Origin of the sequence: Clostridium sp. SGI.024 (assembly GCF_050315195.1) — a bacterium.
Classification (GTDB): Bacteria; Bacillota; Clostridia; order Clostridiales; family Clostridiaceae; genus Clostridium.
In genome coordinates, this window is record NZ_JBNPON010000006.1 from 91,207 (window position 1) to 103,776 (window position 12,570).

12 protein-coding genes are annotated in these 12,570 nt (G+C 28.5%); 11 read left to right on the plus strand and 1 reads right to left on the minus strand.

Features of this window, described 5'->3' with window-relative positions; all coding sequences use genetic code 11:
* Nucleotides 1-121: 121 nt before the first annotated feature.
* The 11 genes from ACQRD5_RS03645 to ACQRD5_RS03695 all read left to right on the plus strand — a co-directional run bounded on the left by ACQRD5_RS03645 (nt 122) and on the right by ACQRD5_RS03695 (nt 12,274).
* The gene (locus tag ACQRD5_RS03645; RefSeq protein WP_291625149.1) at nt 122-1,429 is read left to right on the plus strand and encodes a M16 family metallopeptidase; all 1,308 of its coding nucleotides are present in this window, start codon (nt 122-124) and stop codon (nt 1,427-1,429) included.
* Nucleotides 1,430-1,494: 65 nt separating this feature from the next.
* Nucleotides 1,495-1,821 (plus strand): YlmC/YmxH family sporulation protein, encoded by a 327-nt coding sequence (locus ACQRD5_RS03650; protein WP_291625148.1) that lies wholly within the window; start codon nt 1,495-1,497, stop codon nt 1,819-1,821.
* 18 nt (nt 1,822-1,839) lie between these two features.
* Nucleotides 1,840-3,042 (plus strand): aspartate kinase, encoded by a 1,203-nt coding sequence (dapG, locus tag ACQRD5_RS03655; RefSeq protein ID WP_291625147.1) that lies wholly within the window; start codon nt 1,840-1,842, stop codon nt 3,040-3,042.
* Nucleotides 3,043-3,089: 47 nt separating this feature from the next.
* Nucleotides 3,090-3,821 carry a ClpP family protease gene (locus ACQRD5_RS03660; protein WP_291625146.1) on the plus strand — a complete coding sequence of 244 codons (732 nt, stop codon included), beginning with the start codon at nt 3,090-3,092 and terminating at the stop codon, nt 3,819-3,821.
* A 134-nt stretch (nt 3,822-3,955) separates the two neighbouring features.
* Nucleotides 3,956-6,346, plus strand: a complete 2,391-nt coding sequence (locus ACQRD5_RS03665) for an FtsK/SpoIIIE family DNA translocase (protein WP_291625145.1) — start codon at nt 3,956-3,958, stop codon at nt 6,344-6,346.
* Between the two features lie 84 nt (nt 6,347-6,430).
* Nucleotides 6,431-7,768 (plus strand): 30S ribosomal protein S12 methylthiotransferase RimO, encoded by a 1,338-nt coding sequence (rimO, locus tag ACQRD5_RS03670; protein WP_291625144.1) that lies wholly within the window; start codon nt 6,431-6,433, stop codon nt 7,766-7,768.
* A complete protein-coding gene (gene pgsA, locus ACQRD5_RS03675; protein WP_291625275.1) occupies nt 7,752-8,342 on the plus strand; it encodes a CDP-diacylglycerol--glycerol-3-phosphate 3-phosphatidyltransferase in 591 nt (196 codons plus the stop codon). Before rimO ends, pgsA begins: the two co-directional genes overlap by 17 nt.
* A 165-nt stretch (nt 8,343-8,507) precedes the next feature.
* Complete coding sequence (gene recA, locus ACQRD5_RS03680) at nt 8,508-9,560, plus strand: recombinase RecA (protein WP_291625143.1); 1,053 nt, start codon at nt 8,508-8,510, stop codon at nt 9,558-9,560.
* Nucleotides 9,561-9,869: 309 nt separating this feature from the next.
* Nucleotides 9,870-11,411 (plus strand): ribonuclease Y, encoded by a 1,542-nt coding sequence (gene rny, locus ACQRD5_RS03685; RefSeq protein WP_291625142.1) that lies wholly within the window; start codon nt 9,870-9,872, stop codon nt 11,409-11,411.
* 154 nt (nt 11,412-11,565) lie between these two features.
* Complete coding sequence (locus ACQRD5_RS03690; protein ID WP_291625141.1) at nt 11,566-11,826, plus strand: stage V sporulation protein S; 261 nt, start codon at nt 11,566-11,568, stop codon at nt 11,824-11,826.
* A gap of 187 nt (nt 11,827-12,013) precedes the next feature.
* Nucleotides 12,014-12,274, plus strand: a complete 261-nt coding sequence (locus tag ACQRD5_RS03695) for an HPr family phosphocarrier protein (protein ID WP_291625140.1) — start codon at nt 12,014-12,016, stop codon at nt 12,272-12,274.
* 60 nt (nt 12,275-12,334) lie between these two features.
* Here the strand turns inward: ACQRD5_RS03695 and ACQRD5_RS03700 are convergent.
* A partial coding sequence (locus tag ACQRD5_RS03700; RefSeq protein WP_427746511.1) for a DUF378 domain-containing protein occupies nt 12,335-12,570 on the minus strand: 236 nt, incomplete at its 5' end.

The window sequence follows — 12,570 nt, forward strand, 5'->3', positions numbered from 1 at the left end:
AGTAAAGGGCAATTTATTGCCTTTTTTTCTTTATATGATAAAATTTTTAATATATCTACATAACTAATTATTAAATTAGAATAATACTAATATAGTATATTAAAAAATAGAAGGAGAAATTATGTATAATGTTTATAAGTTAAAAAATGGTTTGAGAGTTGTCACTGAATATATAGATCATGTTAATTCTATAAGTGTTGGAGTTATGGTACAAAATGGTTCTAGAAATGAAGATCTATCAGAAAATGGGATATCACACTTTATTGAGCATATGTTTTTTAAAGGAACAGAAAAAAGAAATTCAAAGGAAATAGTGCAGCAGATAGAAAATGTAGGTGGGCAAATTAATGCATATACTAGTAAGGAAGCTACTTGCTATTATATAAAAGCTTTAAATACTCATTTAGATTTATCTATAGAAATACTAGCAGATATGCTTATAAATTCTAAGTTTGATGATGAAGAAATAGCAAAAGAGCAAGGTGTAGTAATTGAAGAAATAAATATGAGTGAAGATATGCCAGAAGATGTGTTAGATAACAATCAGGCAAAGGCTATATTTGGAGATAATCCATTATCATATCCTATATTAGGGACTATTGATAATATTAAATCTTTTAATAGTAATAAAATTAAAAAATTTGTAAAGTCTCATTACACACCTTATAATTCAGTAATTTCTGTATGTGGTAAATTTGATGAAAAAGAATTAATGAAAATTCTTCAAGAAAACTTTGAAAATTGGGAAGGGGATAAGGATTATATACCAACATATGAAACCCCAATTTTACTTAATAATAGTAAATATACTAATAAACAAATTGAACAAGTTCATATAAATTTATCTCTAAAGGGATTACCTTATGCACATGAAAAAGCTTATGCTTTAGTACTACTTAATAATGTTTTTGGTGGTGGTGCTTCATCAATTTTATTTCAAAAAGTAAGAGAAGAACTAGGACTTTGTTATACTATATATTCATATGGGCATCCATACTTAGGTGTTGGAATAAATAATATTTATACAGGTGTAAGTAAACAGTCAGCAGAAAAAGCTTTAGATGTTATAAATAAAGAGTTGAAAAAATTTGTTAAAGAAGGAATTTCTAATGAACTACTTGAAATAAATAAAGAAAAAATTAAAGCTAATTATATATTAGGCCTTGAAAGTACTTCATCAAGAATGTTTTCCAATGCTAAAAATATGTTATTACAAAATAAAATTAAAACTCAAGAAGAAGTTATAAATAAAATTAACAATATAAATAATGAAGACATAAATTATGTATTAGATACATGCTTTAAACCAGGTATAATAAGCTCAGCTTATGTAGGTCAAGATATAGATTATGAAAAGTTAAATCAAATTATAGAGCCTGCTATAAAAGCATATGATAATTCTATAAATAAAGAAGCTTTAAGACTTTAATTTATATGTAATAAATAATGTATTTCTATCATAAGATTTACATAAGATGGTATGGAGGTGTTCTTATGTTTAAAGATGATAGAAAAAGAGATAGCTTTTATGAAGAAGAAGTGAAAAAAGAATCAAGATATAGGCTCTTAAGTGATTTAGAGAGATATGAAATATTTAATACAGAAGAAGCAGAAAAATATGATACTCAACAAGCATTAGATTTTATAATTGATGAAAATGGAAGTTTACAATTTATAGTGGCTGCTGTTGCTGGAAGTAAATTTGGCTTTTTTGGTAATAGAGAGTATGTTGAAATTCCATGGAATTATATTACTAAAATTGGAACTAACGTAATTGTAGTTTCAGCTGATAAAAATAAGATAAAAAGAGCAAGAGCATAAACTTAGGGAGGTTATTGCTTGAAAATAGTTATACAAAAGTTCGGAGGAACTTCAGTTTCTACGGAAGATAGAAGGAGGAAGGTAGTTTCTAAAGTAAGAGAAGCATTAAAAAATGGCTTTTCTCCTGTTGTAGTAGTATCAGCTATGGGTAGAAGGGGAGATCCTTATTCAACGGATACATTACTGTCTTTAGTAGATATTAATTTTAAGAAGAATAACCTACAAGCTACAGATATGCTTATGTGCTGTGGAGAATTAATAAGTTCAGTTATAATGAGTAATTCATTAATAAATGAAGGTATAGAAGCAATTCCACTTACTGGTGGGCAGGCAGGTATCATAACTAATGAAAAATTTTCAGAAGCAGAACCTATTTATACAAATGTGAAATATATTTTGAAGTTAATAGAATTAGGAAAGGTTCCAGTAGTAACTGGCTTTCAAGGAGTAACAGAAGATGGGTACTTTACTACACTTGGTAGAGGTGGTAGTGATACATCTGCTTGTATATTAGGAGAAGCTTTAAAAGCAGAAAAAATAGAAATATATACAGATGTTGATGGAATTATGACTGCAGATCCAAGAATAGTAAAAGATGCAACATTAATTTCTTCAATAAGCTACAATGAAATTTTTCAACTTGCAGACCAAGGTGCTAAAGTTATACACCCAAGAGCAGTTGATTGTGCTAGAAAAGCTAATATACCTATATTAATTAAAAATACTATGAATAATTGTAAAGGAACTTTAATTAATAGTAATGGAAATCAAAATACTAACAAGATAATATCTGGTATAACTCATTTAAATAATAGAACCCAAGTTACAGTTAGATTTAAAGATAATAAAGATAATAGAAGTTATAGATACTTGTTAGATATATTAGCAAAAAATAAGATAAGTTTAGACTTAATAAATATATTTCCTACAGAGCAAATCTTTACTATTGACTCTAATAGAAAAGAAAAACTTCAAGAAGTATTGAATAAGGTAAATATCGTATATAAATTTACTGATGAGTGTAGCACTATTGCAATAGTTGGAATGGGAATGAGAGGAGTTCCAGGAATTATGGCTAAAATAATAAATGCTTTAGCCGAAAATTCTATAGAAATACTTCAAACAGCGGATTCTAACATGACAATTTGGTGTTTAATAAAGTCAGACTTTGTTGAAATGGCCTTAAATTTACTTCATAAAGCCTTTAAGCTAAGTGAATAAATTAAAATCCTCTTGTACAAAATATTAATGTATAGGAGGATTTTATTATGTATGATAATTATAAACAACTTAATAATAATATAGAAAAAGAAGAAGAGAAGCTTAAAGAAGAAAAAGAAAAAAGAGAAGAAATTATAGAATTTGGTACTTCCAATGGAACAGCACAAGATGAAAGTATTCAAATTTTGCCTATTATTGGCCAAATTGAAGGTCATCAAGTGTTACCAGCTCAAACTAAATCAACTAAATATGAGCATGTAATTCCATTATTAATAGCAATTGAAAGAAATGATAAAGTTAAAGGAGTTTTAATAATCTTAAATACAGTAGGTGGTGATGTTGAGGCTGGACTTGCAATTGCTGAAATGATTAATTCCTTATCTAAGCCTACAGTTTCTATTGTTATTGGTGGAGGCCATTCTATAGGAGTACCACTTGCAACTTCATCTAGTCATTCTTTTATTACACCATCCGCAACTATGATAGTTCACCCTATTAGAATGAATGGATTTGTAATTGGAGTTGCACAAACCTTCAATTATTTTCAAAAGATGCAAGAAAGAATAGATAATTTTATAGTAAGAACTTCTAAAATTAATAAAGAAAACTTAAAAGAAATGATGTTAAGGTCTGATGAATTGCTTAACGATATGGGGACAATATTAATAGGAAAGCAAGCAGTGGAGTGTGGTCTTATAGATGAAGAAGGTGGAATAAAAGACGCATTAAGTAAATTGAAAGAATTAATAAAAGAAAAAGAAAGTAATAAGGAATTATAGCAAATACATATAGGTAAATATTAGCAATTTAAATAATATAAATTTTATTTAAATTGCTTTTTTTTTATTAATGTTTATAATAATATTATGTAAAGAATTAACTTACAAAAAGTGGAATAGTGCGAGGTGATTCTGTGTCTAGAAGTAAGGTAAAAAAGAATAGCAGTAAAAGAGACACAAGTAAAAAAAATAATAAAAAAGAAAATGGAGATATTAAAGGAGTAATATATATAGCTTTAGGATTTATATTATCTATAGCAATATATACAACTTGGGCGGGAGCCTTATCAACATTATCTAGAGAAGTGATTTATAAGATTATAGGTGTTAGTGCTTTTATTCTACCGTTATATTTAATATATTTTGGTTATTGTACTATAGTCTCAAAAGGCAGTATTAAAATAACAAGAAGAGTTTTGGGATTAACATTAATTATAATATCAATTACACTAGGTTGTGCTACAAGTAGCATAAATATATTAGAAAAAAAAGAAGGCTTTTATGAAACTTGGAAGTTAATATTGGATACTCAAGGAATTCATGGGGGGCTTATAGGTCACATAATAACTTATCCTTTAAGTATGCTAATTGGTTTTATTGGATCGTATATTTTATATTTAGCAATAATATCAATTGGTGTTATTCTTATGTCAGATATTACACTATATGATATAGTCGTAATGTTTAAAAGTAAATTTAGCAAAGAAGTTAAAGGTAAAAGAATAAAGGAAAATAATATTAAAGATAAGTCTCCTTTAATTAATGTTGTACCTAAAGAAGAGGAAAAAGAAAGAGAAGATTTTATAAATGGAATAAATAATAAAATAAAGATTTTAGATTTTATGAAAAATTCTTCTTTAGGAGATAGTATGTTAGAAGCGTCTATTGATGAAAGCGCTAAAAATAATAACCTTAATGAAGATAATCCTTTTAATATAGAAGTATTTGATGAAGAAAAACAAGATAAAAATAAAGAACCTATATATGAAGAAAATAATAAGAAAAAAGAAAAGCTAGATAATTCTGTTAAAGCTGTAGTAAGTAAAGAGATAGAAGAGAGTTTAACTACAGAGAAAAAAGAAGAAAAGGTTTATATTCATCCATCAATAGAATTATTGAATATTAATAGTAAAACAAAGTTAAAAAGTGAAGATAAGAAAGAATTAATAGAAAATGCAGGTAAACTAAAAGAGATATTAAATGATTTTGGAGTTGATGCTAATGTTCTTCAGGTAACCAAAGGTCCATCTGTAACAAGATTTGAGATACAGCCAAGTCCTGGAGTTAAAGTATCTAAGATTGTTAATTTGCAAGATGATATAGCTTTAGGACTAGCTGCAAGTGGAGTAAGAATGGAGGCACCAATTCCAGGAAAAGCTGCAATAGGTATTGAAGTACCTAATAATAAGCAAACAGCAGTATTTTTAAGAGAAGTCTTAGATTCCGAAGAATTTAAAATAGCGAAAAAAAAATTAGCTTTTGCACTAGGAAAGGATATATCAGGAAAGTGTGTTGTTGGGGATTTAGCAACTATGCCACATACATTAATTGCAGGGGCAACTGGTTCTGGTAAGTCTGTATGTATAAATACATTAATAATAAGCTTATTATATAAATATAGTCCAAATGAAGTGAAATTATTAATGGTGGATCCTAAAGTAGTTGAACTTAGTGTTTACAATGGAATTCCACATCTTTTAATACCAGTTGTAACAGATCCTAAGAAGGCTGCAGCTGCTTTAAATTGGGCGGTTAATGAAATGAATAAAAGGTATAAGCTTTTTGCAGAAGCATCTGTAAGAAATATAGAAAGCTATAATTCATTATTTGAAAAAGGATTAATAGAAGAAAAGTTACCATATATAGTGATAATTGTAGATGAGCTTGCTGATTTAATGATGGCATGCCCAAATGATGTGGAAGACTATATTTGTAGATTAGCTCAAATGGCTAGAGCAGCAGGAATGCATTTAATAATAGCAACGCAAAGACCATCTGTAGATGTTATTACTGGCGTAATAAAGGCAAATATTCCATCTAGAATTTCATTTGCTGTTTCATCTGGTATAGACTCTAGAACTATTCTAGATCAAACTGGAGCAGAAAAGCTACTTGGAAGGGGAGATATGCTTTATTATCCAATAGGAGAAAATAAACCTATAAGAGTTCAAGGAGCTTTCATATCTGAAGAAGAAGTAGAAAAAGTAGTTAATTTTATTAAAAATGAAGAAGAAGAAAATAAATATGAAGAATCAATTATAGAGCATATAGAAAGCGAAAGTAAAGATAGTGGGAAAGTATCAGAAGATAGCGAAAGTGATGAACTTGTAAATGAAGCAATTAAAATAGTTGTTGAATATAATCAAGCATCTACATCTTTTCTACAAAGAAAACTTAGAATTGGTTTTAATAGAGCATCTAGGATAATGGATGAACTTGAAGAAAGAGGAATAATATCGGAGAAAGATGGAAGTAGACCGAGACAAATATTGGTAACCAAAGAAGAACTGAATATTGAAGAGTAAAAAAACTTGTAAATATTATTTATCTACATTAAAATAAGATTTAGGTAAAAAAAGAATATACTTTAAAACTTAGGAGGAAAGACTTTGGAAAAATATAAAGTTGGTATGGTAAGTTTAGGTTGTGATAAGAATAGAGTAGATTCTGAACTTATTTTAGGAACAATAAATAAATTTTATGAGATAACAAATGACCCTAAAGAGGCTGAAATAATAATTGTAAATACATGTGGTTTTATAGAAAGTGCAAAACAAGAGTCAATTGACACTATTCTTGAAATGGCTGAATATAAAACTAAATATAAATGTAAGATGTTAATTGCAACAGGATGTTTAACACAAAGATATGGCGAAGAATTATTAGAGTTAATGCCTGAAATAGATATACTTATGGGAGTTAATGATTATATGAAAATCCATAAGTTAATCTTAGATTTTATAAAAGGTGAAAGAAAATTATTTGCAGCAAATTATAGTGATGAGAATATTAATGAAGGAATAAGATTACTTACTACTGATAAACATACAGCATATGTTAGAATAGCAGAAGGATGCGATAACTATTGTACTTATTGCATAATTCCAAAAATAAGAGGTAAATTTAGAAGTAGAACAAAAGAATCTATATTAGAAGAAGTCAATTTACTTGCCAAAAATGGAGTAAAAGAAATCATATTAATAGCTCAAGATTTGACTTACTATGGAATGGATCTATATAAAGAAAATAAATTGCATGAGTTAATTAATAGTATTTCAAAGGTAGAGGGAGTAGAATGGATTAGGCTTCTATATTGTTATCCTGAAGAAATTACTGATGAACTAATAGAAGAAATGGCTAATAATAAAAAGGTTGTTAAATACTTAGATTTACCAATTCAACATATTAGTGATAATATTCTAAGGAAAATGGCAAGAAGAACAAATAAAGAAACTATAATTGCTAAAATAGAAAAGCTAAGAAAAAAAATACCAGGAATAGCATTAAGAACTTCTTTAATAGTTGGCTTTCCAGGTGAAACAGAAGAAGATTTTAAAGAACTATGTAAGTTTTTAGAAGAATATAAATTAGATAATGTTGGAGTGTTCAAGTATTCAAAAGAAGAGGGGACACCTGCTGCAAATATGGCAGAGCAAATTGATGATGAAACAAAGGAACGTAGACAAGATGAACTTATGCTAATTCAAAAAAAGGTAGTAGAGAAATTAAACAAATTGAAAATATCAAAAGTTTATGATACTATTATAGAAAGAGAAAAAGGTAAATTTTTCATTGGAAGAAGTTCAGAAATGGCACCTGAAATTGATGGAACCATATTAGTCAAGAGTAAAGATAGATTAGAAAAAGGTGATATGGTAAAAGTAATAATTACAGAAGCTTTAGAGTATGATTTAGTGGGAGAGATATATGATGAATTTAGCAAATAAGCTAACTATGTTGAGAATATTTTTAGTTCCTTTATTTTTGATTTTTATTGCAGTTAAGAATATTCCTTATGGAACCTTTATAGCAACTTTTATATTTATAATTGCTTCATTAACGGATCAATTAGATGGATATATAGCAAGAAGTAGAAATCAAGTTACAAACTTTGGTAAGTTTATGGATCCTCTTGCAGATAAACTTTTAGTTACGGCGGCTTTAATATCATTGGTAGAACTTCAAGTTATACCAGCATGGGCAACAGTAGTTATAATAGCAAGAGAGTTTGCAGTTTCTGGTCTTAGAACAATAGCTGCATCAGAAGGAAAAGTTATAGCTGCAAGTATGTGGGGGAAAGCTAAGACAGTAACTCAAATTGTTGCTATAATTGCTTTATTAATACAAGTTAATATAGGTTCATCTAAATATTTGATAACATTAGTAGAAAGTAGTAATACAATTAAATATGTTCTTAACTATGGACCTAAAGTATTATTACTTTTAGCAGTAATAATGACATTAATATCAGGTTATGATTATTTTAGAAAAAATATAAATATAATAAATTCTAATAAGTAGTTTAAACTGTTTAAAATAGGATATAATTTATAAGAGTTCCGGCTTCTTAAGCTGGAACTCTTACTACTAAAAAATAAATAAATTATAAACCATATTGACTATAGTCAATATATGTTTTATAATTTACATACAGAACAAACGTTCTTACAGAGAGGAAGGTGCTATATGGGAAATATAGATATGGATAAGCTAAAAGCTATAGAAAATGCAATGAGTCAAATTGAAAAACAATTTGGTAAAGGTTCAGTTATGAAACTAGGAGAAAATAGTTCTTTAAATATTGAAGCTATTTCAACTGGATGCCTTGATTTAGACATAGCTTTAGGTGTAGGGGGAGTCCCTAAAGGAAGAATAGTAGAAATATACGGACCTGAAAGTTCAGGTAAAACAACAGTTGCATTGCACATTGCAGCTGAGGCACAAAAAAGAGGCGGAGCAGTTGCATTTATAGATGCTGAACATGCTTTAGACCCAAGTTATGCTAGAAATTTAGGTGTTGATACAGAAAATCTTATAGTTTCACAACCAGATACAGGAGAGCAAGGACTTGAAATTGCAGAAGCTTTAGTTCGTTCAGGAGCTATAGATGTTATAGTAGTTGACTCTGTTGCAGCATTAGTTCCTAGAGCAGAAATAGATGGTGAAATGGGAGATTCTCACGTTGGGCTTCAAGCAAGACTTATGTCACAAGCTTTAAGAAAACTAACAGGTACAATCCAAAAAACTGGATGTGTAGCTATTTTTATTAACCAATTAAGAGAAAAAGTTGGTGTTATGTTTGGTAACCCAGAAACAACAACTGGTGGTAGAGCATTAAAGTTCTATGCATCTATAAGGCTTGATGTAAGAAGAATAGATTCTATTAAGCAAGGAGAAAGCATAGTAGGAAACAGAACAAGAGTTAAGGTAATGAAAAATAAAGTTGCTCCACCATTTAAACAAGCAGAATTTGATATTATGTATAATGAAGGAATATCAAGAACAGGTAACATAGTTGATGTCGGAGTAAAAGAAGGAATAGTACAAAAAAGTGGTGCTTGGTTCTCTTATGGAGATATAAGATTAGGACAAGGAAGAGAAAATGCTAAGCAATACTTAAAGGATAATCCTGAAACTGCATTAGATATAGAAAATCAAATTAGAAGCAAATATGAGTTGCCTATAATGGTAGAACCTTCTGTTAATTTAAAGAAAGATAAAGAGAAGGATAAAGAGTAATAAATCTAGTTAATTTGAATATAATTATATAAATATGATAATAATATAATCGATAGTATAATTTATTATACTATCGATTTTTTAAGTTATTAATATAATAACTTAAAACTTAATACTAATATTAAAATGAAATAAATTAATATTAACTATTGAATGTATCATATAAGTAACTTGACATAATTTTAATTTTAATATAAAATAATAACAAATACTGGTTTTATCATATTTCATATATCAGTTAGGTTAAATATGATACCTCTACATTTTCATTTAAGCATAATTGTTTATATGAATGGAGGAGGTGTTGTTATGGATTATATTCTTATAGGTATAATAGATATTTTAGTATTAGCTGTATTTGGCTTATTACTATATAAAGCTATACAAAGTGCTTCTAAAAAGAAGATAGAAGGCTTAGAAAAAGAAGCTGAAATCCTTTTAGAAAATGCTAAGAGGGAAGCAGAAGCTACTAAGAAAGAGTCAATATTAGAGGCTAAAGAAGAAGTTCATAGACTTAGAAATGATTTAGAAAGAGATTCAAGAGAAAGAAGAAATGAAATTCAGAGGCTTGAAAGAAGAATAATTCAAAGAGAAGAATCTTTGGATAAAAAGGGAGATCTTTTAGAAAAGAAAGATGAAGCTCTAAATAAAAGATTACAAGAAATCGATGAAATGGAAGCAAATGTACAGGAACTATATTCTAAAAGGAGAGAGGAACTTGAAAGAGTTTCATCTTTATCTACTGATGAAGCTAGAGAAATCCTATTAGAAGAAGTTAGAAGAGAAATAACTCATGAAACTGCTATTATGATCAAAGACATAGAAGCTAGAGCCAAAGAAGAAGCAGATAAAAAGGCTAGAGAAATTATAACAACTGCCATTCAAAGATGTGCAGCTGATCATGTATCAGAATCAACAGTACATGTTGTTGCCCTTCCAAATGATGAAATGAAGGGTAGAATAATAGGTAGAGAAGGTAGAAATATCAGAACTCTTGAAACATTAACAGGAGTTGATTTGATTATAGATGATACTCCAGAAGCTGTTATTTTATCAAGTTTTGATCCAGTAAGGAGAGAAATTGCTAAAATAGCGTTGGAAAAGTTAATTGTGGATGGTAGAATTCATCCAGCTAGAATCGAGGAAATGGTAGAAAGAGCTACTAAGGATGTCGAAAATGATATCAAAGAAGAAGGAGAACAAGCAACTCTAGAAACTGGAGTTCATGGAGTTCATCCAGAAATTATAAAATTACTTGGTAGATTAAAGTATAGAACTAGTTATGGACAAAATGTGTTAAAACATTCAATTGAAGTTTCATATTTAGCTGGTGTTATGGCTGCAGAATTAGGATTAGATGTAAACCTAGCAAAAAGAGCAGGTTTATTACATGATATAGGTAAAGTAGCAACACAAGAAGAAGAAGGTCGTCATGCTATTATAGGTGGAGACTTAGCAAAGAAATATGGAGAATCACAAGTAGTAGTAAATGCTATTGCAGCTCATCATGGAGATGTTGAAATGTTAACACTAGAAGCCGTGTTAGTTCAAGCAGCTGATGCCATATCAGCAGCTAGACCAGGCGCTAGAAGAGAAACATTAGAAGCTTATATTAAGAGATTAGAAAAGCTGGAAGAAATTGCAAATTCTTATGAAGGTGTAGAAAAGTCATATGCAATTCAAGCTGGTAGAGAGATTAGAATTATGGTTAAACCAGAACAGTTAGATGATGCTGGATCTGTAGAATTAGCTAGAAGTTTAGCTAAAAATATAGAAGAACAATTGGAATATCCAGGTCAAATTAAAATTAATGTTATTAGAGAAACAAGAGCGGTAGATTACGCTAAATAATATAAAGTACATTTTGTGTTAAACAAAATGTACTTTATTTTTTTAAAAAAAATTTCATAATAAAGAAGGATTTTATAAGAAAGTATAGAATATATATCAATAAGAGTAATTTCTTAAAAATTGTAAACGATTTTTATCTAGGAGGTAAAGACAAGTGGAAGTATTAAAAGTTTCAACAAAATCAAATCCAAATTCTGTGGCAGGTGCTTTAGCTGCCATTATTAAAGAAAAAAATATAGTAGAAATTCAAGCAGTAGGAGCAGGTGCTATAAATCAAGCAATAAAAGCAATTGCTATAGCAAGAGGCTTCGTTGCTCCTAGCGGAAAAGATATTGTTTGTGTTCCAGCATTCACTGATATAGAAATAGATGGTGAAGAAAGAACAGCAATTAAACTAATTGTTCAACCAAGATAATATTTTGTGAGTAATTATTAGAAAGTAAATTATTTTAGGGAAAAAAGAAAAGGACTACATTTAAGTAGTTCTTTTTCATTATATATTGAAATTAGCACTTATAAGCCTTGAATTTTTTTTAGATTACATATATAATGAAATAGTTAATAGATAACTATTTCAAAAAATTAGTAAAGAGGTGTGTATAATGGTATCTAAAGAAGTTGTAGTTAACAACGGAACTGGTTTACATGCTAGACCAGCAACTTTATTAGTTAAGAAAGCTTCATCTTTTAAATCAGATGTAAGCATAGAATTTAACGGAAAGAAAGCAAATGTTAAAAGCTTAATCGGAGTTCTTTCTTTAGGAGTTACTAAAGGAGCAACTATTACAGTTTTAGCTAATGGTGATGATGAAGCTTTAGCAGTAGAAGAAATATCTAATTTAATAGCAAATTTAGAAGATTAATAAAAAAGTGCCATAAGGCACTTTTTTATTTTATATATTTTTATAGATTACTAAATAAAATTATTTATGTAGTGAGTTATTAATATCAAAAAGATTACATTTAAATACTAATATAATTAAATCTATAGCAGCAGCAAAAATAGTAGTATAAATTAATCTTTGTAATATTACAGAGCCTGATACAAGTAAACTAACAAGATTTAAGCTTAAAATTCCAATAAGTCCCCAATTAATTGCACCAAGTAAAACTAAAATAAAAGATATCTTATCTAATAAGTTTATTTTACACATAATTA

Excerpts from the sequence above, each read along its gene's own strand:
- ACQRD5_RS03695 (WP_291625140.1), top strand. The coding sequence starts at position 12,014 with ATGGTATCTAAAGAAGTTGTAGTTAACAACGGAACTGGTTTACATGCT.
- ACQRD5_RS03650 (WP_291625148.1), top strand. The coding sequence starts at position 1,495 with ATGTTTAAAGATGATAGAAAAAGAGATAGCTTTTATGAAGAAGAAGTG.
- pgsA (WP_291625275.1), top strand. The coding sequence starts at position 7,752 with ATGAATTTAGCAAATAAGCTAACTATGTTGAGAATATTTTTAGTTCCT.
- rny (WP_291625142.1), top strand. The coding sequence starts at position 9,870 with ATGGATTATATTCTTATAGGTATAATAGATATTTTAGTATTAGCTGTA.
- ACQRD5_RS03645 (WP_291625149.1), top strand. The coding sequence starts at position 122 with ATGTATAATGTTTATAAGTTAAAAAATGGTTTGAGAGTTGTCACTGAA.
- ACQRD5_RS03660 (WP_291625146.1), top strand. The coding sequence starts at position 3,090 with ATGTATGATAATTATAAACAACTTAATAATAATATAGAAAAAGAAGAA.
- recA (WP_291625143.1), top strand. The coding sequence starts at position 8,508 with ATGGGAAATATAGATATGGATAAGCTAAAAGCTATAGAAAATGCAATG.